The following is a 24,966-nucleotide window of genomic DNA, read 5'->3' on the forward strand; positions in this document are numbered from 1 at the left end:
CCCCGCGCCGCCCCCGCCCCCCGCGCCGCTGGCGCAGGCACAGGCCGCCGCGTCCCTGGCGGCCCTGCAAGCGGCGCAAGCGGACGATGCGGTCGCCGCCAGCGCGGCAGCGGCTGCGGCGCAAGCACATGCCAATGCGGATGCCGCGCAGGCGGACGACGCGGCGGCGGCCCAGGCCAATGCCGACGCGCAGGCAGCCGACGCGGCACTGGCGCAAGCGAACGCCATCGCGGCGCAGACCGACGCCAGCGCGCTGGCCGTCGTGGCGAATGCGGATGCGGCCAACGCCGCCGCCGTGCAAGCGATCGCCGACCAGACCGATGCCGTGGCGCTCACGCAGGCCGCCGATGCGGCAACGGCGGCAGCGCTGGCAGCGGCGCAGACGGCCGCCCTGACGGACGCCAGCGCACTGCAACTGGCCGCCGATGCGGCCGCGGCCGCGGCCCTGCAGGCGCAGGCGCAGGCGGACCTGACGGACGCAGGCTCGCTGACGGTGGCGGCGAATGCCGATGCCGCGGCGGCAGCGGCGGCCCAGGCCCAGGCCGACCTGACGGACGCGAGCCAGCTGTTCGTGCTGAGCCAGAATGCCCTGCACAACCCGCTGACGGTAGCCGACTTCAGCACGGGATTGCCGGCCGCCGGCGGCGACGTGATCGACATGTCGGCCATCGCCGACCTGACGGCATCGGTGGCCGTGGGCGTCAACGTGAGCACGGACTTTGGCAACAACAACCTGTTCATCTTCGACGGCACGTCCGTGTCGATCGGCGCGGCGGCCAGCGCCATCGCGGCCGACGACAGCGTCTTGTCGGGACAGGGCTACATCGTCATCGCCGATGCGCAAAACAGCGGCGCCGTGACCGTGTATCACTCGACTGACCTGAGCAACGCCAACGCCATCGACACGGCGCTGGTGCTGCTCAGCGGCGTGAACATCACGCAGCTGACGGGTGCCAACTTCGTCGTCTGAAGCCGGGCACCCACGCCAGGCGCCGCGCCTGGCACGGCGGCGGGAGCGCAGCACAGCGGGCGCTCCCGCCACACCTAGAAATGCGTCAGGCCTGGTGCCGGAAAAATACGGGATGAGATTACGCGGTTCCCCAGCATTGTTTGTACTGCCACGTGGCGCGGCCTTGCTGGCGGCCATGGCCATGGCATCCATCAGCTCCTTCGTCCAGGCCCAGGGCGGCACCGCCTGGAGCTTCGACCAGGTCTTGCAGCAGGCGCTGCAAAGCCATCCCGCCGTGCAGGGCAAGCGTTCGGCGCAGGCTGCCGCGCGCGCCGACCTCGATGGCGCGCAATGGCAGCGCTTCCCCAGCCTGTCGGCCGAGGTCCCCACGGGTTCGCAGGACACGGGCGGCGTGGTGCGCCTCGAGCAGCCGCTGTGGAGCGGCGGGCGCATCGACGCCGGCATCGATGCGGCCGGCAGCCGGGTCGACGCGGCCGGCGCGGCCATCGAGGAAGAACGCCTGACCCTCTCGCTGCGCGTGATCGCCGCCTACACGGAAGCGCTGCGCCAGACGGCGCGCATGCGCTCGGCCGAAGAGGGACTGGCCGAGCACCAGCGCCTGCTGGACATGATCAAGCGCCGCGTGGCGCAGTCGGTCAGTTCGCAAACGGACCAGCGCCTGGCCGAATCGCGCGCCTACCAGGCGGCCAACGACGTGTCGAATGCGCGCCAGGCGCAGGAAAACGCGCTGGCGCAGCTGTCGCAGCTGGCCGGCAAACCCGTGCGCCTCGTCACCGCCGCCGGCATCGGCGTGGGCGAACCGCTGCCCGACGCCAGCCTGGAACGGGTCATGCGCCAGGCCATCGGCTACTCCCCCACCCTGCAGCGCCTCGATTTCGAGGCGCAGGCAGCCGATTCCGAGATCACCATGCAGCGCTCGGCCTACATGCCGAAGGTGGTGCTGCGCATGGAAAAGCCCACGGGCGGCGGCATCAATGCCGACAACCGCGCGCGCGCCATGCTGGTGCTGCAGGCGCAGCCGGGCGCCGGCTTGTCGGCCAAGGCCGGCGTGGACGCCGCCGTGGCCCGGCGCGAAGGCGCGCGCGCCGCGCACGACGTGGCCGAACGCGAGGTGCGCGAGCGTTTCACCCTGGACTGGAACGAGGCCGAGGCAAGCCGCCAGCGCCTGGGCAACGCGGGCGAGGCCAGCACCACCTCGACGCAGGTATTCGAATCGTATGCCCGCCAGTACGTGATCGGCCGCAAGAGCTGGAATGATGTGCTCAACGCCGTGCGCGAAGCAACCCAGGCGCGGTTTTCGCTGGAAGACACGCGCGCGCAGGCGATTGCCGCCAGCCTGCGCCTGGCCGCGCAGACAGGCACCCTGGCCGGGCGCACGGCGCCGCCGGGCCTGGCGCGCGCGAATTGACACCGACATGATGCACAAAGGAGACAGCGTGGATACCTCCATCAAACATGGCTTGCTGACACTCGTCGAACGGGCCGCCCGCCTGACAGGCCAGCATCTGGCGGCCGCGCGCCTGGCCGACCTGCAGCGCCAGCTCGAAGATATCGATGACAGCGGCGCGCCCGCCATGGTGCTTACCGCCATCTGGCAGGCGGCCGGGCTGGAAGGCGCGGCGCGCCCGCTGCACGAGCCGACGCCGGGCGAACTGCCATTCGCCGTCTACAGCCCCAGCACGGGCTGGGGCTTGCTGCAGTCGCGCGGCGCCGACGGCGCCTGGCGCGGCGAAGGCATCGATGGCCGCGCCTTGCAACTGGCCTCGCTGGCAGGTTTAGCTTGCGTGGGCCTGCCGCGCCGCAGCGAAAAAAGCGGCGCCCGCCCCGGAGCGCTAAGCCTGGTGCGCAAGGCCCTGTGGCTGAAGAAAAACGTGTTTGTCGACGCCGTGCTGGCCACCGCGCTGGTGACCCTGCTGACCATGGCCACCTCGCTGTTTTCCATGCAGGTGTACGACCGCGTGATCCCGAACCAGAGCTTCAGCACCCTGTGGGTGCTGGTGGTGGGCGTGGCGCTGTCGATCGGCCTGGAATTCATCCTCAAGCAGGTGCGCAGCCGCATCGTCGACCACTCATGCAATGACGTCGACCATGAATTGTCCGAATGGTTTTTCCAGCGCATGCTGGGCATCCGCATGGAGGCGCGTCCCGCTTCCGTCGGCACCCTGGCGGCGCAGGTCAAAGGCTTTGAAATGGTGCGTGGCGTGCTCACGTCGACCTCGCTGTTCGTGCTGACGGACGTGCCCTTCGCCGTGATTTTCCTCGCCATGATCACCATCATCGGCGGCTGGCTCGTGGTGGTGCCGCTGGTGGCCCTGCCGCTGGCCCTCGTGTGCGGGCTGATGTTCCAGCGCGCCATCCAGATCCATACGCGCAAGAACCTCAACGCCAGCAACCGCAAGGCAGGCTTGCTGGTGGAAGCCGTCGATGGTGTGGAAACGCTCAAGGGCAGCAGCGCCGAATGGATGATGCAGGCGCGCTGGGCCGAACTGGTGGCCGAGACCAGCCACGCGGAACAGAATATCCGCGACTATGCGGCCCTGTCGCAAAACATCACGGCCGCCTTCCAGCAGCTGACCAACGTGGCGCTGATCTCCATGGGCGCGTGGTTCGTGGCCGAGAACCAGATGACCATGGGCGCCCTGATGGCGTGCACCATCATCAGCAACCGCGCCCTGATGCCCATCGTGCAGCTGCCCGCCGTGATGGTGCAGTGGGCGCATGCGCGCGCCTCGATCGACGGCCTGGAACAGGTCATCAGCCTGCCCAACGAGGCCGACACCGCGCAGTTCGCGCTGACGCCGCGCAGCCTCGATACGGGATTGCGCTTCGAGCGCATCCGCTTTACGTACGGCGGCGCGCAAAAGGTGGCGCTGGAAGTGGAAAATCTCGCCATCCTCCCCGGCGAACGGGTCGGCCTGGTGGGCGCCATCGGCTCGGGCAAGAGCACCCTGCTGAAACTGGCCTCGGGCCTGTACCAGCCGGCCGAGGGCAAGGTGTACCTGGGCGACGTCGACATGGCCCTGCTGGCGCCGGCCGTGGTGCGCGAAATGGTCGGCTACCTGCCGCAGGAAACGCGGCTGTTCAGCGGCACCCTGCGCGACAACCTGTTATTGGGGCTGGCCGACCCGGGCGAGGAAGCGATCCTCGCGGCGGCCAAGCGCACGGGCCTGATCGAGCTGATACTGGGCCAGCCACGGGGCCTGGCGCTGGGCATCACCGAAGGCGGGCGCGGCGTGTCTGGCGGCCAGCGGCAATTGATCGCCGTCACGCGCCTGCTGCTGGCCAAGCCGCGCATCTGGCTGCTCGATGAACCGACGGGCGCCATGGATGCGAAGACGGAAGCGCGCATCGTGGGACTGTTGGGAGAACTGGCGGCCGAAGGCGTGACCATGGTCGCCACCACGCACAAGAACGCCCTCTTGCCCCTGCTCGACCGCCTGGTGGTGCTGCAGGCGGGACGGGCGCTGCTCGACGGCCCGCGCGACTTTGTCCTGGCCAAGCTGTCGGGCAAGCCGCAGGCCGTGCCCAGTTCCGCAACGGCGCCGGTGGCGCAAGGAGCCGTCGCATGAAACTGGCCAAGGTCGAAGCGAAAGAGGAAGCGAAACGGGGACGGGTGCTGATCTGGAGCTGCACGGCGGCACTGGCCGGCATCATCGCCTGGGCTTCGTGGGCGGAGCTGGACCAGGTCACGCGCGCCAACGGCCAGGTGATCGCCAGTTCGCGCAACCAGATCATCCAGGTGGCCGATGGCGGCGTGCTGGCCGAACTGCGTGTGCACGAAGGCAGCGTGGTGAAAAAGGGAGCATTGCTGGCCCGCTTCGACCGCACGCGGGCCGAGACAAGCTACCTGGAAAGCACGGCCAAGGCGGCGGGACTGAAGGCGGCCGTGGCGCGTTTGCAAGCCGAGGTGTTTGGCGGCGCGCCGAAGTTCCCGCCCGAACTGCAGGCGTTTCCGGAGTTTCGCGCCAACCAGCTGGCCCTGTTCAGCAAGCGCCAGGGCGCCGTGCAGGCGGAGGTGGGCTCGCTGGAAAGCGCCATGAAGCTGATCAAGGAAGAACTGGAAATGAACCTGCCGCTGCTGGAAACGGGAGACGTCAGCCGCGCCGAAGTGCTGAAACTGCGGCGGCAAGTGGTCGACATCCAGGCGCAGATCACCAATCGGCGCAACAAATATCTGCAGGATAGCCAGACGGATCTGGTGAAAGCCCAGGAAGACCTGGCCGGCGTGCTGCAGACAGTGACCCAGCGCAAGGAGCAGCTGGGTTCGACGGATATCTACGCGCCCACGGACGGCATCGTGCGCAACGTGCGCCTTACTACCCTGGGCGGCGTGGCCAAGCCGGGCGAGGAAATCCTGCAGATCGTGCCGACGGACGATGACCTGATCATCGAGGCGAAAGTCAAACCGGCCGACATCGCCTTCATCAAGCCGGGCCTGCCCACGGCCGTGAAACTCGATGCCTACGACTACGGCATCTACGGGCGCCTGCGCGGCACCGTCAGCTACATCAGCGCGGATACCTTAAGTGAAGACAACAAGGGCAACGAGCAGCCGTACTACCGCGTACAGATCAAGACCAGCGGGCGCAATCTGATGGGCAAGAATGGCGAGCCTATCCTGATCCAGCCAGGCATGACGGCCACCGTGGAAATCAACACGGGCCGCAAGACGGTCTTGCGCTACCTGACGAAACCGATCACCAAGACGTTCTCGGAATCGATGGGGGAGCGGTAAGCTGGCGGGCTGTTAACCGGCAGGCTTCAGGCGGCCAATGACGCTGGCCACCTTGGCCGTGATCATGTCGACTGCAGGGCCATTCGCGCCATGCGGCAAGATGACATCGGCATTGCGCTTGGTCGGCTCGATGAATTGCTTGTGCATCGGGCGCACGGTTTCCAGATACTGCTCGATGACGCTTTCCACCGAGCGGCCACGTTCCGTGATATCGCGCTGCATGCGGCGGATGAAGCGCACGTCGGAAGCCGTGTCGACAAAGATCTTCAGCGACATCATGTTGCGCAAGTCTTCGTCATACAAGGCGAACAGGCCTTCGATCACGATCACGGGCGCCGGCTTGACGGGGATGGTCCGGTTGGAGCGGTTGTGCAGCGTGAAGTCGTACTCGGGCATCTCGATCGCTTCGCCATTGCGCAAGGCCTGGATGTGCTGCACCAGCAATGGCCACTCGAACGCCTGCGGATGGTCGTAATTCTGCTGGCGCCGGACTTCAGGGGAGAGATGGGTTTGGTCGCAGTAGTAGTCGTCCTGCATCACGACCGAGACCATGTCGGCGCCGAAGGACGCGAGCACTTGTTGGGATACGGTGGACTTGCCACTGCCGCTTCCGCCAGCGACACCAATAACAAACGGTTGGAAGGAAATATTATTCATGCCGAATGATACCGGAAACGCGAGCTGACCGACAGGGCGCGGCGGCAAAGCCGGGTCTGTCACGCAGGTACGCGCCAACCGAAGAAGGGGCCGATAGGCGAACGTTTGGCAAGATGGTATTCTAAACAAGCTCAAGATGCGCAGACGGGACGCAGCGCGCCGGCATTGCATGCCTGACCTCTTTCGGCATCGATTGACCATTGACGAGAAATGAACAATGAACGAAGAAAAATTTTGGCAACTGATAGAGAAAATCGGCCGTGAAGCCCTGGAAGACGGAAGCAATTGCGCCGCCTGGCCCAGCTAACGGCAATGGACGCCATCGCCGCAAGCAAGGCATATATCAAACTGGCCGAAGGCGATGCCGGGCAATGGGATGCGCACATGGCGGCAGCGGAAACCGTGCTGCACGGCGCCTTGCAAGCGGATCGGCAAACGGATCGGCAAGATACCGCCCTGCTCACTTGCCTGGGCGCCGTGCTGTGTGACCAGGGCAAGTACAGGGAAGCCGTCAACGTGCTGGAAACGGCGCTCACGCTGGGCTCGACGGACAGCCATACCCATTACAACCTGGGGGTGGCCCTGGCGGGACTGGCAAAACCGCGCAAGGCCATGGCGCAATTTGGCAAGGCACAGGGCCTTGCCGCATCCAGCCTGACCTGGACCGCCTATTTCGACCCGCAAGCCCAATAGGCGCTTGCCCGGAAATTATTCGAACTGCTTGCGGAACGCCTCGAACTGCGCCGCCAGGCCATCGAAGTCGCTGCGCAATTGCAGCACTTCCTGCTCCAGCTGGGCGACACGGCTGCCCTGCTGCGGCGCGCTGACGGCGCCGGCGTAGCCTGCCGCCGTCTCGGTATGCGCCAGCGCTTCCTCGCCGCCCAGCAAGTGGCCGTAGCGCGGTTCCTTGGCACCGGGCGCGACGGCCAGCTTGGCCACCAGCGGCGGATATTTGTCGATCAAGAACTGCAGGCCCGACTCCACTTCCGCCACGGACTTGAATTCATGTACGCGGCCGCTGCGGCTGCGGATCTCGCCCGCCGTCTGCAAGCCGCGCAGCATCAGGATCGTCAGGATGGCCAGCTTGTCCTGTTCCAGCGACCACTTGATGCGCATGCGGTGTTCGTACTTGGCGACCCGCGCGCCCGCCTGCGTGATGCCGTTGACGAACTTGCGCTGCATCAGGCGCTGCAGCACGTCGTAGACGGTTTCTTCGGACAGGGCCATGACGGGGTCGCGGCTGGACAGCTGGTTGCAGCCGTTCGTCAGCGCGTTGAGCGAGAGCGGATAGCTGTCCGGCGTCAGCGCTTCCTTTTCCGCCAGCACGGCCAGTACGCGGATCTCGAACGGGTCGAGCAGATTCGGATTGTCGCTGCTTTTTTCTGCTGCGTTTTCAGCTATGTGTACGTCTGTAGTCATGCCTGTATCCTTAGTCAACCAGCTTGTTCATTTGCTCGGAATCGAATTTATCACACTCGGGCACGCCCTGGCAGCAGATGCCCGCCGCCTTCAGGGTGGCGAGGATGGTTTCGATGCGCTGTTCCTGCGCCACGGCGTGCGTGATCAGGCCTTGCAGCGCTTTCGACAGCGGATCGTCGCCGTTGGGCGTGACGCCATACGCGGCGAACAAATGGGCCGTGCTGCCCTCGCGCAAAGCGCTGACATCCTTTTGCACGATGTGCGCGGGGTTGCCCACGGCCGTGGCGCCGGACGGCACGGGTTTGAGCAGCACGGCGTTCGAACCCACCTTGGCGTACTCGCCCACGGTGAAGCTGCCCAGCACCTGCGCGCCGGCGCCGACGATGACGCCGCGCTCGAGGGTCGGATGGCGCTTGGCGCCGCTGTGCAGCGACGTGCCGCCCAAGGTCACGCCCTGGTAGATGGTGCAATCGTCGCCGACGACGGCCGTCTCGCCGATCACCACGCCGAAGCCATGGTCGATGAAGACGCGCCGGCCGATGACCGCGCCCGGATGGATCTCGATGCCCGTGATGATGCGGGCGATATAGGAAATGAAGCGCCCCACCCACTTCATGTGCCGCGTCCAGCACCAGTGCGCCCAGCCATGCATGACGATGGCGTGCAAACCCGGATAACAGGTCAGCACCTCCCAGCCATTGCGGGCGGCCGGGTCACGTTCGATGATGCTGTTGATGTCTTCGCGCAGGTGGTGGAACATAATGAAAATGGATAAGGTGGAACGCAAATGGTAGCGTATTCGGCGGCGTGCTGCCGGAGAGGCAGATAAACAACCGCCGCCTCAAGGGCGGCGGCTGATTTTCTGGAAGCGTTACAAAACGTTCAGGGCAAGGCGCATTGCCGAAGACAGTACGAATGTACGGCGAGGCAATGCAACGCCGCCATGGACGTTTTTTAGGCTTCCAGCGCGATGCGCTGGCGGCGGGCTTCATAGAGACACACGCCCGATGCCACGGACACGTTCAGACTCTCGACGGAGCCGAACATCGGGATGCTGACGAGGATGTCGCAGGTGTCGCGCGTCAAACGCCGCATGCCTTCGCCTTCGGAACCCATGACGAGGGCCGTCGGGCCCGTGAAATCGGCTTCGTACAAGCCTTTTTCGCCGTCGTCCGAGGTGCCGATCAGCCAGATGCCGCGCTCTTTCAGTTCACGCATGGTGCGCGCCAGGTTCGTCACCGTGATGTACGGGACGGTTTCGGCGGCGCCGCTGGCGACCTTGGCGGCCGTGGCGTTCAAGCCCACGGCGCGGTCCTTCGGCACGATGACGGCATGTGCGCCGACGCCGTCGGCCACGCGCAGGCAGGCGCCCAGGTTGTGCGGGTCGGTGATGCCGTCAAGAATCAACAGCAGCGGCGGGCCGTCGATGGCGTCCAGCAGCTCATCGAGATTGCGCGCCAGCGACAGTTGCGAGGCAAACGCGATCACGCCCTGGTGACGGCGCGTGCCGACGATCTTGTCCAGACGCGACGAGTCGACGGGCATGACGCGCACGTTGGCAGCCTTGGCGGCGGCGATCATGTCCTTCATGCGGCCGTCGACGCGGCTGGCATCGACGAAAATTTCTTCCACGGACGACGCTTCATGACGCAGACGCGAGGTGACGGCGTGGAAGCCGAAAATCATTTTATTCTTCATTATCTATCTATCGCTTATCGCTTGTTCTTGCTTGATTTTGATACAGTTTTTGCTGCACGTGGTGCCGCCGCAGCGGGTGCCGCGGCTGGTTTCTTGCTGCGCTTCGGCGCGGCGGCCTTGGGGGCTGCCGCCTTGGGGACTTCCTTGGCTGCAGGCTTGGCTTGCGCCTTGGCGCCGTTGGAACGGCCGCCGGAACCCTTGCCGGGTTTGCCACCATTGTTACCGCCGCCATTGACGCTGGTTTTGATCTCGTGACGCTGCTCGGTCGCGGGACCGGGCTTGACCATCGATTTCTTTTCGCCCTTGCGCTTGCCGCCAGCTTGCTTGGCCGGCGCTTCTTCGCCCGCCAGTTCCGCATCGGTGACCAGGCGCAGGTCGATCTTGCGCGTTTCCAGATCAACACGCGCCACTTGCACCGTCAGACGGTCGGTCAGCTGGTAGCGCTTGCCCGTACGTTCGCCGCGCAATTCATGGCGCGCATCGTCGTACTGGAAGTAATCGGTACCCAGCTCGGTGACGTGCACCAGGCCTTCGACAAACAGGGTGTCTAGCTGCACGAAGACGCCGAAGGTAGTCACGCCGGTGATCGTGCCGGTAAACTCTTCGCCCAGCTTGTCCTGCATGAAGTAGCACTTCAGCCAGGCTTCCACGTCGCGCGATGCTTCGTCGGCGCGGCGCTCGTTGGCCGAACAATGCACGCCCAGCGCGTCCCAGATCGTCAGATCCGTCTTCTTCGGCTTGCCGTCGGCCTTGTCCTTCGCCTGCTGCTTGCGCGTGGCGTTCGACACGTTCGTATTCAGCACGGTCTTTTCGGACAGCTTCGGCTCGTACTTCTTGCCTTGCAAAATGGCCTTGATGGCGCGGTGCGTCAGCAGATCGGGATAGCGGCGGATCGGGCTGGTGAAGTGCGCATACGCCTCGTACGCCAGGCCGAAGTGGCCGATATTGTCCGGGCTGTAGACGGCTTGCTGCATCGAACGCAGCAGCATCGTTTGCAGCAGGGCCGCGTCGGGACGCTCCTTGATCTGCTGCATCAGGGTCTGGTAATCGGATGCCGATGGCGTGTCGCCGCCCGTCAGGTTCAGGCCAACCTGTTTCAGGAAAGTGCGCACTTGCGTGAGCTTTTCCTTGGTCGGGCTGGCGTGAATGCGGTAGGTGCCTGGGTGCTTGTTACGCAGCAACAGATCGGCCGCGCAGACGTTGGCCGCCAGCATGCACTCTTCGATGATCTTGTGCGCTTCGTTGCGCGTGCGGGGAATGATCTTTTCGATCTTGCCCGCGCTATTGCAGACGATATACGTTTCCGTCGTCTCGAAATCGATGGCACCCCGCTCCGTGCGTGCTTTCAGCAAGGCGCGGTAGACGGCTTCCAGGTTTTGCAGGTGCGGCAGGATGTCCGCGCGGCGTGCCGCTTCGGGTCCCTTGGTGTTGCCCAGCACGGCAGCGACTTCGTCATACGTGAGGCGCGCGGCCGAATGGATGACGGCCGGATAGAACTGGTAAGCCTTCAGCTCGCCCTTGTCGCTGACGACAGCGTCGCAGACGAGGGTCAAGCGGTCGACGGCCGGGTTCAGCGAGCACAGGCCGTTCGACAGTTTTTCCGGCAGCATCGGGATCACTCGGCGCGGGAAGTAGACGGACGTGCTGCGCTCGAGCGCGTCGATATCGAGCGCGTCGTTCGGTTTCACGTAATGGCTGACGTCGGCAATCGCCACGATCAGGCGGAAGCAGTTGGCACGGCCGATCTTGACGGGCTCGCAATACACGGCATCGTCGAAATCGCGCGCATCTTCGCCGTCGATGGTAACGAGCGGCACGTCGCGCAGGTCGACACGGTCTTTCAGGTCGGCGGCGCGTACTTCGAACGGCAGCTTTTCAGCTTGCTTGAGGGCGGCGGCGGAAAAGATGTGCGGCACGTTGAATTTGCGCACGGCAATTTCAATTTCCATGCCGGGATCATCCAAAGCGCCAAGCACTTCGACGATCTTGCCGACCGGCTGCTTGAAGCGCATTGGTTGCTCGGTCAGCTCGACGCTGACGATCTGGCCGGCTTTTGCCTTGCCGACCGAACCGGTGACGAGAATGTCCTGGCCGATGCGCTGGTCTTCCGGCGCGACGACCCAGGTACCGTTTTCCTGGATCAGACGGCCGATGACGTGGGTATTGGCGCGGTAGGTGACTTCGACGATCGTGCCTTCGGGGCGGCCGCGGCGGTCCGTGCCGACGATGCGGGCCATGACCTTGTCGCCATGCAGTACTTTCTGCATTTCTTTCTCAGGCAGGAACAGGTCGGCGCTGGCGTCATCGGGAATGACAAAGCCGAAGCCATCGCGGTGGCTGGTGACGCGACCGGCGACAAGCGCACTCTGGTCGGCCAGGCTGAAAACACCGCTGGCGTCAGACTTGAGCTGGCCGTCGCGCTCCATCGCCTTCAGGCGACGGACCAGGACATCCATGGAATCGGCATGCACTTGCAGCGTTTTCCCGAGAGACTGCGGGTCGAGAGGCGCGTTGACGCTGCGGAATATGCCGAGAATGTCCTCCCGGCTGGGGATGGTGTGGGTATTTTGGCTCAAAAGTATTTCTATAGTTGTTATTGACAGTGATCAAACGGAAGACAAAGACCGATGACATCACCGTCAATATTGACACGGTGATGTCCGGTAGTGTACCGGAGGACGCCTTGGTTTGCCTAACGGACAGCGTAGCGGAAACCGAACAAGTGCCCCGCCGATGAAAAAAAGGAGAAAAGCTGCGCAATGCATTTGACTTCGGCAAATATTGCTCTATAATCTCGGTCTCTTGCAGCGACAAACCTTCACGGGAATGCAGTTGCAGGAAAGCGGTACAGGGTTGATGTGCAGTATGGAGCGAAAGCTCATCTGGCGCAAAACTCTTCAAGTCGCTATAATAGCAGAATTGTTGTGAAGTTATTTTTCAACAAGTAGTAATAGCAGCATCAGTGCCCACGTGGCGGAATTGGTAGACGCGCATGGTTCAGGTCCATGTGCCTTCGGGTGTAGGGGTTCGAGTCCCTTCGTGGGCACCATTACCTAATTCGCAAAAGAGCCGCAAACTTTCACGAGTTTGCGGCTTTTTTCATTTCCGCAGCGAAAAGCCCTCTCCTTCCGGCAAGCAACTCACTTGGCATGGCTGCGGACAAAAAGCTGCGGAAACCGCTGAAAAAATAGGCAGCCTCAGCCTTTCTTCATAGGGAACAGCCCTTTTCAGGCGAAAAAACATGTTTCTTGAAGAAAAGTGCAAAATGTTGATTGACCGAATGCGCGCCAGCCCTTATGATTTTGTCCTCGCTGCAGAACACGTAGCGACAAGCAGCAAGCAGTAACAATGCCCACGTGGCGGAATTGGTAGACGCGCATGGTTCAGGTCCATGTGCCTTCGGGTGTAGGGGTTCGAGTCCCTTCGTGGGCACCACCAGCAACGAGTTGTTCATCGTTGTGATCCGCAGAAAAGTAGTAAGATTGCAGTAACAAGCAGCACAATGCCCACGTGGCGGAATTGGTAGACGCGCATGGTTCAGGTCCATGTGCCTTCGGGTGTAGGGGTTCGAGTCCCTTCGTGGGCACCACCAGCAACGAGTTGTTTTCGTTGTAGTCCGCAGTACAGTAGTGAGATATAGCAGTAAGCAACAAGCAGCATCAGTGCCCACGTGGCGGAATTGGTAGACGCGCATGGTTCAGGTCCATGTGCCTTCGGGTGTAGGGGTTCGAGTCCCTTCGTGGGCACCATTACCTAATTCGCAAAAAAGCCGCAAACTTTCACGAGTTTGCGGCTTTTTTCATTTCCGGATGCCGTGCTGCCACGGCATCCTCCCTCCCCTTACTTCGCCAGCGCCGCCTTGACGGCGTCAAGCAGGCTCGTCGTCGGACGGCCGATCAACGCGCTCAATTGCTTGCCATGGTCTTCCAGGCCACCCTTGGCCGTGCCCGCATCGGAGTCGGCCAGCAGATCGGCAAAGCCTTCCGGCACGCCCACGCTCACCAGCGCCGCCTTGAAATCCGCCTGCGGCAAATTCTTGTACATGATCGCCTTGCCCGACTGGCGCGCCACTTCGGCCGCGTACTCGGCCAGGGTGAACCCTTGGTCGCCAGCCAGTTCATAGATGGCTTGCGGCTGGGCCGTCGTCAGCACGGCGGCGGCGGCCGCTGCGTAGTCGGCGCGCGCGGCGGACGAGAAACGCCCGTTTTGCGCCGCACCCAGCACGACGCCATGCTCGAGCACGGGCGCCAGGTGTTCCGTATGGTTTTCCAGGTACCAGCCGTTGCGCAGGAAACTGTAAGGCAGGCCGGAGGCGCGGATGGCCGCTTCCGTGATCACGTGCTCGGCGGCCAGGCCCAGCGGCGACGTGTCGGCGCGCAAGACGCTGGTGTAGGCCAGCAGGGATACGCCGGCGCGCTTGGCCGCATCGATGACGTTCTGGTGCTGCTGCGCGCGCTGCCCCACTTCGCTCGACGAGATCAGCAAGATCTTCGTCGCGCCCTTGAATGCCGCGTCGAGGCTGGCGCCATCGTTGTAATCGGCCTGGCGCACTTGCACGCCCCGGGCGGCCAGGTCGGCGGCCTTGGCCGGGTTGCGCACGGCGGCGATGATGTTGGCTGCAGGAACGGACTTGAGCAGGCTGGCGATGACGTGCTGGCCCAGATTGCCTGTGGCGCCGGTGATGACGATCATGATTTCTCCTTGGTACATGGGTGGTAAAACCCTATAATAGGACTATTACTTACTTATTGTAAGTACGTACCTTTTGGTAAGTATGAATGCAATCCACCTCAACAAGGCCAACTATCATGTCCACAGACACTCCCGGCGCCAGCCTGCGCGCCGCCCTCGCCCGGCAAACCCAGGACGCCCACCTGCTGGCGGCCACCTGCCCGTCGCGCGCCGTGCTCAGCCACCTGACCAGCCGCTGGGCCGTGCTGGTGCTGGTACTGCTGCTGAGCGGCACGCGGCGCTTCAGCGAACTGCGCCGTGAAGTGGGCGGCGTCAGCGAAAAAATGCTGGCGCAAACCCTGGAAGCGCTGGCGGGCGACGGCTTCGTGCTGCGCCAGGCGTATCTGGTGATACCGCCCAAGGTGGAATACAGCCTCACGCCATTGGGACGCGAGGCGGCCGAACGCCTGGCCGTGCTGGTCGACTGGATCGAGGATAATTACCCGCGCATCGAACAGGCGCGCGCCGACCTGGCAACGGCGCCCGCGGCACAAAACGCCGCGTGAACGAGACCCATCCGCATTGCCTTGAGTCATCAAGAATTATCGTTTACTCCTACTTGCCTTGATGTAATACTAGGCCCATGAAACGCGTAAGGGCGCGACACCATGAACCAGTTGATTTCTTCCATCACCGACCGGGCCAATGTGCTGTTGGTCAGCAATTCGCCGAACGATGTGCGCGAACTGCTGTATGTGCTGGACAGGCATAACCTGGGCACGGGACTGGCGGGCGATATCGACGAAGGCGTGGAACTGGCGGCCGGCGGCACGGACCTGATCCTGCTCGACGCGGCGCTGGCGGGCTCGAATATCGGCGCCACCTGCATGCGCCTGCGCAATGCGGGCGGACGCCACAGCGTGCCCCTGCTGCTGATGTCAGCCACGCCCAGCGCCGAGGAACAGGGCCGCAGCGTGGGCGCCGGCGCCTCCGACTACATCAAGATGCCCTTCAACGCGCGCGACGTGGCGGAAAAAATCCTCATGGAACTGGCGCTGCACAAGGCCGAGGCGCCCGCGCCGCGTGCGGCCACGCCGCCGCGCCCCCTGCATCCGCAAACGCTGGAAGTCAATTACCACTCGATCCTGGCCGGCTCGCCCGACGCCGTGCTGCTGTTCGATATCGACAACGGCCTGCTGATCGACGCCAACCATCTGGCCGAAGAATTATTCGGCATGCCGCTGGCCGAGCTGCTGCAAGGCGGCATGGAGCCGCTGTTCCCCCAGCATCAGAGTGACGGCCGCGCCTCGCCGCAACTGCTGGAAGAAAAGATCCGCGATACCTTGCAAGGCAAGATCGTCGTCTTCCGCGCCAGCTGCTGCCACCGCGACAGCCGCCCGATCGCCTGCGAAATCCGGCTGATGCGCCTGTCCGTGCCGGGCCGCCAGCTCGTGCATGCGCGCATCATCGACTTGACTGAACGCAACCTCGCCGAAGCGATGCGCTCGGGCCAGAGCGCCCTGCTGGAAATGGTCGCCAAGGGCGCGCCGCTGATCCCGACCCTGAACCAGCTGCTGCTGTTAATCGAAGGCCAGTCGCGCGGCGTGCTCTGCTCCATCATGCTGCTCGACGACGACGGCGTCCACATGCACAGCGCGGCCGGCCCCAGTCTGCCGCCAGACTACATGGCCCTGCTCGAAGGCGTGGCCATCGGCCCCGGCGTGGGTTCTTGCGGCACGGCCATGTTCCTGCGCGAACCGGTGGTGGTCAGCGACATCATGTGCGATCCGCTGTGGGCGCCCTACCGCGAACTGGCCGCGCCGTTCGGCTTGCGCGCCTGCTGGTCGCGCCCCATCTTCGGCCAGGATGGCGCCGTACTCGGTTCCTTCGCCATGTACTACCGCGAGGTGCGCAAGCCCGATGCGCGCGACCTCGAGCTGATCGACACGGCGACCGACCTGGCAGGCATCGCGATTGGCCGCATGCGCCACGAGCGCGAACTGGAGCGCCACCGCGCCCACCTGGAAGAGCTGGTGGCCGAACGCACGGCGGCCCTGACGCAGGCCAAGGAACACTCGGAACAGACGAACCGCGAATTGGCCGCCGCACTGGAAAACCTGTCCATCACGCAGGAAGAACTGGTGCGCCGCGACAAGCTGGCCGCGCTCGGTGCGCTGGTGGCCGGCATCGCGCATGAACTCAATACGCCGATCGGCAACGGCCTGGTGGTCGCCACCACGATGGCCGAACGCACGCGCGAAATCCAGGCCAGCTTCCTCGATGGCTTGCGCCGCTCCGAACTGGGCGCCTACCTGACGCAGGCCAGCGAGGCCGACGCCATCATGCTGCGCAACCTGCAGCGCGCCGCCGACCTCGTCTCGAGCTTCAAACAGATCGCCGTCGACCGCGCCAGCTCGCAGCGCCGCCACTTCCTGCTGCGCCAGTTCGTGGCCGAGCTGATGCTGCCCCTGTCCACGCAGCTCAAGGCGGCCGGCTTGACGCTGACGCAGGACGTGCCCGAGGGCCTGGCCATGGATAGCTATCCGGGTCCGCTGGGCCAGGTGCTGAGCAACCTGCTGGAAAACTGCCTGCGCCACGCCTTCGAGGGCCGCAGCGGCGGCGCCATTCACATCAGGGCACGCGGCAGCGACGACGGCAAGACGATCACCATGTCCATCGCCGACACGGGCGTGGGCATCGCCGCCGACGATCTCGTGCACGTCTACGACCCTTTCTTCACGACCAAGCTCGGTTCCGGTGGCTCGGGCCTGGGCCTGCATGTGGCGCACAACATCATCACGGGCGTGCTGGGCGGCCATATCGACGCCACCAGCAGCACGGGCGACGCCAGCGGCACCACCTTCACCCTGCAGCTGCCCGCCGTGGCGCCGCAATCGCCCGCGCCCTGAACGGCAAGCGCGCTACAATGCCCGCAAGCATTCTTTCGGAGCACCCATGAAATACCTGATCGCCACGGCCTTGCTGGCAGTGTGCGCCTGCGCAATGGCCGGACCTGCCCCCTGGTACAAATGGCGCAGCAAGATCGACGGCACCCTGTCGTGCGCCCAATCGACCCTGGGATTTGGCTGGGAACTGGCCTCGGGACCGTACAAAGATAGCCGTTGCGAAAAACCGGCGCTTGTTAAATAATGGGGCCATGACCACACGGGGGCACCGGCTTGATTGCAAGCGATGGCATTGCGGCGTCGAAAGAGTATGGAACGATAAGAACGTATCTATTCAAACCGAGGAGACCACATGTTTACGAATCCCGAACAATTCGCAACGGCCACCAAGGCCCTGTTTGAATTCCAGCTGATGACCTTCAACACCCTCACCTCGAAGGCCGTTCAAGGCGTGGAACAGGTGCTGGCATTGAACATGGCCACCGCCAAGTCCGGCATCGAGGATGGCATCGCCGCCGGCAAGGAAATCAGCCAGGCCAAGGATCCGAAGGCCGCCATGGCCGCCGCCGCTGCCCAGCTGCAACCGGGCGTGGCCGGCGCCAAAGCGTATAAACAGCAACTCGACGACATCATCAAGGAAATCCACACGGAATTCACCACGGCCGCAGAAGCCCACGTGGCCGAAGCGAAAAGCAATCTGAGCGCCCTGATCTACGACGTCACGAAAAACGTGCCCCCAGGCTCGGAAAACGCCGTCGCCATCGTCAAGGCCGCCATCGACAATGCCTTCCTCGGCTACGAGCAAGTGACCAAGGCCACGAAACAGGCCGTGAAGACCGTCGAAGAGCAGATCGCCAAGGCCAGCGCGCAAGTGGCGCAGGCCACGGAAAAAGCCACGACCGGTGCCACTGCTGCGCCTGAAAAAGCAGCGCCGGCGGCCAAGCCGAAGGCTGCCAAAAAGTAATCCTACGCATTGTTGGCGTTAATGGTGATGTCGGATTACGCGCTTGCGCGCTAATCCGACCTACCACCTACAAGAATCCACCGGCAGGGTCCGGTATTCGCCCCCTCCCATCCCCCCGAAATAGCCTGAGCCTAGCTGCAGAAATCCTGGCATGCCTTCGCCTCGACGGCGCCGTCCAGCTGGCGGCGCCAGGCCGCCATGCGCCACGCGGCCCAGGCGGCGGACAAGGCACCCGCGACGAGGATCAGCCGCGTATCGATCAGAGTCAGCACGGAACCACTGAGGGCGACGACGATGTTGGCGATGCAAAACGTCGTGGCCAGCAAACCCATCACGGCGCCCTGTCCGTGTGCGCTGAAGCGCTCGGCGCACCAGCCCTGTATCACCGTGTTGTACAGGGCATTCGGAATGCCGAACAGCACGATGGCGGCGATGCCCACCCAGATATTACCTAACGCCAAGATCCCTACAGCCAGCGCCACGCCGCACGCATACCAGCAGGCCCGCAGCAGCGGCGCATGGCGGCTGGGACCGCCCGCCAGCAAGGACGTGATGGTCATCGTGCCGCACAGGCCCACATTCACCCAGGCAATCTCCTGTGCATGGTAATTGGCCGTCTCGACCAGCCACAGCGGATAGAACTCGTAAAAACTGGCCACGCCGCAAGTGAACGCCAGTTGCACGATGAACAGGGTGCGCAGTTCCTCATGGCGCAGCAAATTGAGCGAATGGCGGTCGCGCGCCACTTGCCACCACGACGTCGTCAATAGCGAGGGCGTTTCACGCTGTAAACCCACGGCCACCAGCACGGCGACGAGCATCAGGGCGGCGGCGGCAATCCAGAACGGTACCGTCACACCCCAATGCAGGGTCGCGCCCGCCAGGATCGGGCCCACCAGCCAGCCCAGGTAAAACGCGCCGTTCAGCCACGACATGGCGCGCAGGCGCAGCGGCCCCGTCAACTGGTCGGCCAGCATGGCGCGCGCCACGGCGCCGTTCCCTTCCAGCAAACCCGTGATGAAACGGGCCACGATGAACAGAGGGTAGGACTGGATCACCAGCGCCCAGGCCGTGATGGCGTGGCCGATGGCGGCGCCCACGGCCGTACGCATCAGCAAGGGACGGCGGCCATAGCGGTCCGACAAGGGACCCAGCAAGGCCGAGCCGATCAGCAAGCCCAGCGGGTTAATGGTCAACGCCAGGCCGAACAGCAATTTCGACGGCAAGCCCAGGAAATTGTTGAAGGCATTCGGCGCCTCGGCCGCGAACAGGGGCGGCAGGATCGGATATGGCAGCGAGGCGCCGATGGTCGACAGCAGCGCCAGCAGACAGGCGGCGGAAATCAGAATGATGTTTTTCATGCGGGTTCGGCGGATGTTAGTCTGGCAAGCATACGTGACCATGCCACATAAGCAAACTTAAATGTTTATTAATGATGTCCATCGTTGCTGCCGTGAAGCGTGCGAGGCACGGCCTCGGCTATCATGCCCACACGAATCACGTTGAACGGGGCAAACATGACACTGTCAGAAATTGAACAGCAGCACGGCTTCACCTATCCCGCATTGTATCGGCAGCTGGAGCGCGACGGCATGCTGGCCGTGGGCGAATACGGCCCCGACTGGTACAAGCTGGTCTATCCCACATTGACGGAGCGGCCCACCCTGCTGCTGCATGCGGATGATTTCGAATTGCTCAACATCGAGGCCGTCGCCGCGGAAGCGGAAACCTTGCTGGATACGGACGATTACCGGCAGATCGATCCCGCCTTCCAGTTCATCCCTTTCGCGCAAACGGGTGCGGGCGACCACTACTGCTTTTTCGCGTCAAGCGAGCAAGACGGCGAGATGCCCATCGTGCTGCTGTGGCATGACGAGAATGAAGCCCAGTACCTGGCAAAAAACCTGCAAGATTTCATGGTTCACATGTTGTTGAACAGCATGGCGGACCAGGATACGTACAACGACGTCAGCGACGAAGCATTCAAGGAGCAACTGGCAAAAACCCTGGGCACGCACGCGCGCTACCTGACGGCGCGGCAAGCCGAAGTGTTGCACGCCTTGCTGGCCAGGGACATCATCGATTACGAGGTGGCGCTGCCGAAGGGACGCACGGAAACGCATCGGGGATTGCTGACCGATATAGAACTGGCCAGCCTGCGCGCAGAACTGATTCCCTGTGAAAAGTTCGACAGCTATTTTGCCTACAGCACGGCTGACTGAACATAAAATCACTGGGCAAGCGGCGGCTGAAGGTTTAAACTGTATATAAACACAGTAAAACCGTTCACCTTGCCCTATTGCCCCCCATGTTGAGAGTCCTGGAAAATCCCCTGTACTATCTGGATAATTTCCAGGACGTGCTGAACTGGATCAGCGCGCGTTACGCCGATCTGCTGAGCGTTGAAGAAACGCAGTTCATCGCCGCCTTCAGCGCACTGCCGCAGCCGTCGCGCGCCCTGTTCGTGCGCCTCGTCATGCGCAAGGGCTGCCTGTTTCGCGCCAGCAAGCTCAATTACCCGGAAATCGGCGACGCGCGCGCGGCCGCCCTGCCCTTGCTGGCCACGGGCTGGGTCGAGGCTGATCCAGCGATCTCGCTCGATGAACTGTTCGAACTGCTGCTGAAAGCAGAAATCGTCCAGGCCTTCGCCCTCGCCGCCCCGCTGAAAGCGGCGCGCAAGGCCGAGCAGCTGGACGCCTTGCGCGAGCAGCATGGGGAAAGTAAACCGTTTTCCGCTTGGCATCCAGCCTGCACCGACGTGCTGTACCGCATCGGCTTGCAAGTGCTGTGCGACCGCCTGCGCCTGATTTACTTTGGCAACTATCACCAGGACTGGTCGGAATTCGTGCTGTCCGACCTTGGCGTGTATCAATACGAAAAAGTGGAATTCTCGCCGCAGTCGCGCGGGTTTCGCACGCGCCAGGATATCGAGCACTATGAAGTGCTGCACCAGTGCCGCGAACGTTACAACGACAGCGTGCCGGCCGACGAAGTGCTGCAGGAACTGGCTGCGTTGCCCTTGTCCGAGGACAATACCTGGCTGGCCAGCCGGCGCGACAAGCTGCGCTTCCAGATCGCCCAGCACCTGGAAAAATGCCAGGACTGGCCGGCCGCCTACCGTGCCTACGCCGATTGCCGCTATCCGGGCGCGCGTGGCCGCGCCATCCGCGTGCTGGAAAAAGACGAGCAGCCGCAAGCGGCCTACGAACGCCTGCTGATCGCCCTGGCCGCGCCGGAAAGCGAGGCGGAACAGCAATTGCTGCTGCGCATGGCGCCCCGTTTGCGGCGCAAGCTGGGCCATGCGAAGCAGGCGGCCAATGCGGCCGCCGCCGTGGAGCGCATCGACCTGCTGCTGCCCTATCCGGAACTGGCGTGCTACGTGGAAGGCGTGGTGCAGCAGCATTTGATGCGGGAGGATGCGCCCGTGTATTACGTGGAAAACACCCTGATCAACTCGCTGTTCGGCCTGCTGTGCTGGCCCGCCATCTTCAAGCCCATGCCGGGCGCCTTCTTCCACCCGTTCCACCGTGGCCCGGCCGACTTGCACAGCGCCGATTTTTACCAGCGCCGCAGCACGGACTTTGCCGCCTGCCTGGCGCAACTGGACGACGGCCGCTACCACGCGGCCATCCGCGCCACGCTTGCCGCCAAGCACGGCATCGTCTCGCCCTTCGTCAGCTGGGAGGTGCTGGACGACGGCTTGCTGGACCTGGCGCTGGCCTGCATCCCGGCAGTCCACCTGAAGAAGGCGTTCGAGCGCATCTTGCTCGACATCAAAAGCAACCGCAGCGGCTTTCCCGACCTGATCCAGTTCTGGCCACAGGAACAGCGCTACCGCATGATCGAAGTCAAGGGTCCCGGCGACCGCCTGCAAGACAACCAGCTGCGCTGGATCGCGTATTGCGCCGAACACGCCATGCCCGTCAGCGTGTGCTACCTGCAGTGGCAGGCGGCCACATGAGCCGCAACACTTACACCATCGCCGTGCGCGCCCTGTGCGAATTCACGGCCAAGGTGGGCGATCTGGACTTGCGTTTCACACCGTCCCCCACGGCGCAGGAAGGCATGGCCGGCCACGCCACCGTGACGGGCCGGCGCGATGATGATTACCAGCGTGAAATCAGCCTGTGCGGCGACTTCGGCCCCCTGCACGTGCGGGGCCGCGCCGATGGCTACGACCCGGCGCGGCGCCAGCTGGAAGAGATCAAGACCTACCGGGGTGAACTGGACGCCATGCCCGCCAACCATCGCCAGTTGCACTGGGCGCAGGCGCGCATCTACGGCCACTTGCTGTGCCAGCAACTGAACTTGCCCATGCTGCGCGTGGCGCTCGTGTATTTCGATATCGTGAGCCAGAAGGAAACCGTCATGCACGAGGAGTGCACGGCCGAGGCGCTGCGCACCTTCTTCGAACAGCATTGCGCGCTGTTCCTCGACTGGGCCGAGCAGGAAATGGCGCACCGCGCCAGCCGCGACGCACAACTCACGGCCATGGCCTTTCCCCATGCGGACTTTCGCCCGGGCCAGCGCCAGCTGGCCGAAGCCATGTACAAGGCCAGCAGCCGCGGCTGCGGCTTGCTGGCGCAGGCGCCGACCGGCATTGGCAAGACGGTGGGCAGCCTGTTCCCCATGTTGAAAGCGACGGCCGCGCATGGCCTCGATAAACTGTTTTTTCTGGCCGCCAAGGTACCCGGCCGCCAGATGGCTCTCGACGCCTGCGCCATCCTCAAGGATAGCGCCCCGCTGCTGCCCTTGCGCGTGCTGGAATTGAGCGCCAAGACCAGCGCCTGCGAACATCGGGACAAAGCCTGCCATGGCGAATCGTGCCCGCTGGCCAAGGGTTTCTACGACCGCCTGCCACTGGCGCGCGAAGTGGCGCTGGCCAGCGGTTTGATCCTCGACAAGGAAGCCGTGCGCGCCATCGCCTTGCAGCAAGGTATTTGCCCCTACTACCTGGGCATGGAATTGGCGCGCTGGAGTGACGTCGTCATCGGCGACTACAATTACTATTTCGACCTCAGCGCCATGCTGTACGGCATGACGCTGGCCCACGACTGGAAAGTCAATGTGCTGGTCGACGAAGCGCACAATATGGTGTCGCGCGCGCGCAGCATGTATACCGCCGAACTGGCGCAGATCGACCTGAAGATGCTGCGCAAGTTCGCGCCCGACACCTTGAAAAAGCCGCTCGACCGCCTGTCGCGCCAGTGGACGGCTTTGTTGAAAGAGCAGGATGGCGATTACCACGTGCATGCGGCCTTGCCCGAGAAATTCTTTGGCGCCCTGCAAGGCGTGGCGACGGCCATCGGCGACTACATGGCCGAACATGCCACGGCCCTGGACGAAGACTTGCAGCGCTTTTATTTCGACGTGCTGCTGATCAACCGCCTGGCGGAAAGCTTCGGCGAACATTCGCTATTCGACGTCAGCAAAACGGAGACGGGTTCCACCATCTGCATCCGCAACATCGTCCCGGCACCGTTTCTCAAGGAACGCTTCGCGGCCAGCCACAGCACGGCCCTGTTTTCCGCCACCCTGAGTCCGTGGAATTACTACAGCGACACCCTGGGCATGCCGGCCGACACGGCCTGGGTCGACGTGGAATCGCCATTCCAGGCGGAACAATTGTCCGTGCGCGTGGCCGACACGATTTCCACGCGCTACCAGCACCGCGCCGCCTCCTTGCTGCCCATCGCCCAGCTGATGGCGAAGCAATACGCGGAAACGCCGGGCAACTACCTGGCCTTCTTCAGCAGCTTCGACTACATGGAAAAGACGGCCCACTTGTTCGCCCAGCATTATCCGGACGTGCCCCTGTGGCAACAGCCGCGCCGCATGGATGACAGTGCCCGCGCGCAATTCCTCGGACGTTTCGGCCTGGACACGCGCGGCATCGGCTTTGCCGTGCTCGGCGGCGCGTTTGGCGAAGGCATCGACTTGCCCGGTGCGCGCCTGATCGGCGCCTTCATCGCCACCCTGGGTTTGCCGCAGATCAATCCCGTCAACGAGCAGATCCGCCAGCGCATGGGCGACATCTTCGGCGCCGGCTACGACTACACGTATCTGTATCCGGGCATGCAAAAGGTGGTGCAGGCGGCAGGCCGGGTGATCCGCACGCAGTCGGACAAGGGCGTCGTCTACCTGATCGACGACCGTTTTTCGCGCCCGGAAATACGCCAGCTGCTACCCACGTGGTGGGATGTGCAGCTAGCCAACCAGTAACTTCAGCTTCTGGTAGCCCGCCTTGCTCACGGGAATGCGCGTGTCATCGCGCAGGATGGCCACGTGGCTGTCTTTCGTTGCCGCCTCGATGCGGCGGATGCCGTCAATATTGAGCAGATACGACCTGTGCACGCGCAGGAACTTGGCGGGATCAAGCTGGGTCTCCAGCTCCGACAGTCGCTGGCTTTTCAGATAGGACTTGCCTTCGGAACGGATGCTGATGTAATCGTCCTGCGCCTCGATGTAGTCGATGCGCGCGCTGGCGATGACGTGGACCTTGGCGCCGTCGCGTATCAGCACGCGGTCGAGGGGCGCGGCGCGCGTGGCCGCTTCGCGCACCAGCGTTTGTACAGTCTCGGGCATGCTGCGGTGGGCACGCGCATGGGCCAGCGCCTGGTCGAAGCGCTGTTCGCTGAACGGCTTGAGCAGATAGTCGAGCGCATGGCATTCGAACGCTTTCAAGGCGTACTGGTCGTAGGCCGTGACAAAGATCAACTTTGTCTTCGCGCCGATCAATTCGGCCACTTCAAAACCGTCCAGGCGCGGCATCTGGATGTCGAGGAACACCAGCTCCGGTTCCAGTTCCGCGATGGCCTTGACGGCGTCAAAGCCGTTGGCGCACTCGGCGACGATCTCGATATCGTCATGGCGTGCCAGGTATTCGCGCAGCACGCTGCGCGCCAGTAATTCGTCATCGACGATGGCCACCCGCATTCTTGATTGC

General features: G+C 63.6%; 20 protein-coding genes and 4 tRNA genes. 16 read left to right on the forward strand and 8 right to left on the reverse strand.

Annotated elements, in window-relative coordinates; translation table 11 throughout:
- The 4 genes from KO538_RS23250 to KO538_RS23265 all read left to right on the forward strand — a co-directional run.
- Positions 1 to 970: hypothetical protein (locus KO538_RS23250; RefSeq protein WP_219329789.1), on the forward strand; the 970-nt coding region annotated here is incomplete at its 5' end.
- A gap of 136 nt (positions 971 to 1,106) precedes the next feature.
- Positions 1,107 to 2,378, forward strand: a complete 1,272-nt coding sequence (locus KO538_RS23255; protein WP_219329790.1) for a TolC family protein — start codon at positions 1,107 to 1,109, stop codon at positions 2,376 to 2,378.
- Between the two features lie 28 nt (positions 2,379 to 2,406).
- Entirely contained in the window at positions 2,407 to 4,539 is a 2,133-nt protein-coding gene (locus KO538_RS23260) for an ATP-binding cassette domain-containing protein (protein WP_219329791.1), read from the forward strand.
- Entirely contained in the window at positions 4,536 to 5,705 is a 1,170-nt protein-coding gene (locus tag KO538_RS23265) for an HlyD family type I secretion periplasmic adaptor subunit (protein ID WP_219329792.1), read from the forward strand. Before KO538_RS23260 ends, KO538_RS23265 begins: the two co-directional genes overlap by 4 nt.
- Before the next feature lie 12 nt (positions 5,706 to 5,717).
- On the opposite strand, the gene udk is transcribed toward KO538_RS23265, so the two are convergent.
- A complete protein-coding gene (gene udk / locus KO538_RS23270; protein WP_070303044.1) occupies positions 5,718 to 6,362 on the reverse strand; it encodes a uridine kinase in 645 nt (214 codons plus the stop codon).
- 312 nt (positions 6,363 to 6,674) lie between these two features.
- Here udk and KO538_RS23275 point away from each other — a divergent pair, with 312 nt between their 5' ends.
- Entirely contained in the window at positions 6,675 to 7,055 is a 381-nt protein-coding gene (locus KO538_RS23275) for a tetratricopeptide repeat protein (RefSeq protein ID WP_219329793.1), read from the forward strand.
- A gap of 15 nt (positions 7,056 to 7,070) precedes the next feature.
- Here the strand turns inward: KO538_RS23275 and KO538_RS23280 are convergent, their stop codons facing one another.
- From KO538_RS23280 to rnr, 4 genes are all read right to left on the reverse strand, one after another.
- Positions 7,071 to 7,781 (reverse strand): YceH family protein, encoded by a 711-nt coding sequence (locus tag KO538_RS23280; RefSeq protein WP_219329794.1) that lies wholly within the window; start codon positions 7,779 to 7,781, stop codon positions 7,071 to 7,073.
- A 10-nt stretch (positions 7,782 to 7,791) separates the two neighbouring features.
- Positions 7,792 to 8,541: a serine O-acetyltransferase gene (gene cysE, locus KO538_RS23285; RefSeq protein WP_034784004.1), complete on the reverse strand. Its 750-nt coding sequence runs from the start codon at positions 8,539 to 8,541 to the stop codon at positions 7,792 to 7,794.
- 194 nt (positions 8,542 to 8,735) lie between these two features.
- Positions 8,736 to 9,479 (reverse strand): 23S rRNA (guanosine(2251)-2'-O)-methyltransferase RlmB, encoded by a 744-nt coding sequence (rlmB, locus tag KO538_RS23290; RefSeq protein WP_034756912.1) that lies wholly within the window; start codon positions 9,477 to 9,479, stop codon positions 8,736 to 8,738.
- A gap of 14 nt (positions 9,480 to 9,493) precedes the next feature.
- A complete protein-coding gene (gene rnr, locus KO538_RS23295; RefSeq protein WP_219329795.1) occupies positions 9,494 to 12,055 on the reverse strand; it encodes a ribonuclease R in 2,562 nt (853 codons plus the stop codon).
- 388 nt (positions 12,056 to 12,443) lie between these two features.
- On the opposite strand from rnr, the gene KO538_RS23300 reads away from it, so the two are divergent.
- From KO538_RS23300 to KO538_RS23315, 4 genes are all read left to right on the forward strand, one after another.
- Positions 12,444 to 12,528: transfer RNA gene (locus KO538_RS23300), tRNA-Leu, on the forward strand.
- 301 nt (positions 12,529 to 12,829) lie between these two features.
- Positions 12,830 to 12,914, forward strand: a tRNA-Leu gene (locus tag KO538_RS23305).
- A 69-nt stretch (positions 12,915 to 12,983) separates the two neighbouring features.
- Positions 12,984 to 13,068 (forward strand) — tRNA-Leu (locus KO538_RS23310).
- Between the two features lie 75 nt (positions 13,069 to 13,143).
- Positions 13,144 to 13,228: transfer RNA gene (locus KO538_RS23315), tRNA-Leu, on the forward strand.
- 91 nt (positions 13,229 to 13,319) lie between these two features.
- On the opposite strand, the gene KO538_RS23320 is transcribed toward KO538_RS23315, so the two are convergent.
- Complete coding sequence (locus KO538_RS23320; protein WP_219329796.1) at positions 13,320 to 14,171, reverse strand: SDR family oxidoreductase; 852 nt, start codon at positions 14,169 to 14,171, stop codon at positions 13,320 to 13,322.
- 116 nt (positions 14,172 to 14,287) lie between these two features.
- Between KO538_RS23320 and KO538_RS23325 the strand changes: the two genes are divergently transcribed.
- From KO538_RS23325 to phaP, 4 genes are all read left to right on the forward strand, one after another.
- Complete coding sequence (locus KO538_RS23325) at positions 14,288 to 14,716, forward strand: helix-turn-helix domain-containing protein (protein ID WP_070304194.1); 429 nt, start codon at positions 14,288 to 14,290, stop codon at positions 14,714 to 14,716.
- 102 nt (positions 14,717 to 14,818) lie between these two features.
- On the forward strand, positions 14,819 to 17,059 hold the full coding sequence (locus tag KO538_RS23330) for an ATP-binding protein (protein WP_219329797.1): 2,241 nt from the start codon (positions 14,819 to 14,821) through the stop codon (positions 17,057 to 17,059).
- Between the two features lie 46 nt (positions 17,060 to 17,105).
- Positions 17,106 to 17,300: a hypothetical protein gene (locus tag KO538_RS23335; protein WP_034755105.1), complete on the forward strand. Its 195-nt coding sequence runs from the start codon at positions 17,106 to 17,108 to the stop codon at positions 17,298 to 17,300.
- Positions 17,301 to 17,408: 108 nt separating this feature from the next.
- Complete coding sequence (gene phaP / locus KO538_RS23340; RefSeq protein WP_070304192.1) at positions 17,409 to 18,020, forward strand: TIGR01841 family phasin; 612 nt, start codon at positions 17,409 to 17,411, stop codon at positions 18,018 to 18,020.
- A 131-nt stretch (positions 18,021 to 18,151) separates the two neighbouring features.
- Here the strand turns inward: phaP and KO538_RS23345 are convergent, their stop codons facing one another.
- Positions 18,152 to 19,381 carry an MFS transporter gene (locus tag KO538_RS23345; RefSeq protein ID WP_219329798.1) on the reverse strand — a complete coding sequence of 410 codons (1,230 nt, stop codon included), beginning with the start codon at positions 19,379 to 19,381 and terminating at the stop codon, positions 18,152 to 18,154.
- 156 nt (positions 19,382 to 19,537) lie between these two features.
- Here KO538_RS23345 and KO538_RS23350 point away from each other — a divergent pair, with 156 nt between their 5' ends.
- The 3 genes from KO538_RS23350 (at position 19,538) to KO538_RS23360 (ending at position 24,242) form a co-directional block, all read left to right on the forward strand.
- Positions 19,538 to 20,242, forward strand: a complete 705-nt coding sequence (locus tag KO538_RS23350) for an SMI1/KNR4 family protein (RefSeq protein WP_070304190.1) — start codon at positions 19,538 to 19,540, stop codon at positions 20,240 to 20,242.
- A gap of 86 nt (positions 20,243 to 20,328) precedes the next feature.
- Entirely contained in the window at positions 20,329 to 21,981 is a 1,653-nt protein-coding gene (locus KO538_RS23355; protein WP_219329799.1) for a VRR-NUC domain-containing protein, read from the forward strand.
- A complete protein-coding gene (locus tag KO538_RS23360) occupies positions 21,978 to 24,242 on the forward strand; it encodes an ATP-dependent DNA helicase (protein WP_219329800.1) in 2,265 nt (754 codons plus the stop codon). The genes KO538_RS23355 and KO538_RS23360 overlap by 4 nt, the downstream gene beginning before the upstream one ends.
- Here the strand turns inward: KO538_RS23360 and KO538_RS23365 are convergent.
- Positions 24,228 to 24,956 carry a LytTR family DNA-binding domain-containing protein gene (locus KO538_RS23365; RefSeq protein ID WP_070304187.1) on the reverse strand — a complete coding sequence of 243 codons (729 nt, stop codon included), beginning with the start codon at positions 24,954 to 24,956 and terminating at the stop codon, positions 24,228 to 24,230. The genes KO538_RS23360 and KO538_RS23365 overlap by 15 nt on opposite strands.
- Between the last annotated feature and the right edge of the window lie 10 nt (positions 24,957 to 24,966).

The sequence above is a fragment of the Janthinobacterium sp. NKUCC08_JDC genome, from assembly GCF_019345575.1.
GTDB classification, from domain to species: Bacteria; Pseudomonadota; Gammaproteobacteria; order Burkholderiales; family Burkholderiaceae_D; genus Janthinobacterium; species Janthinobacterium aestuarii.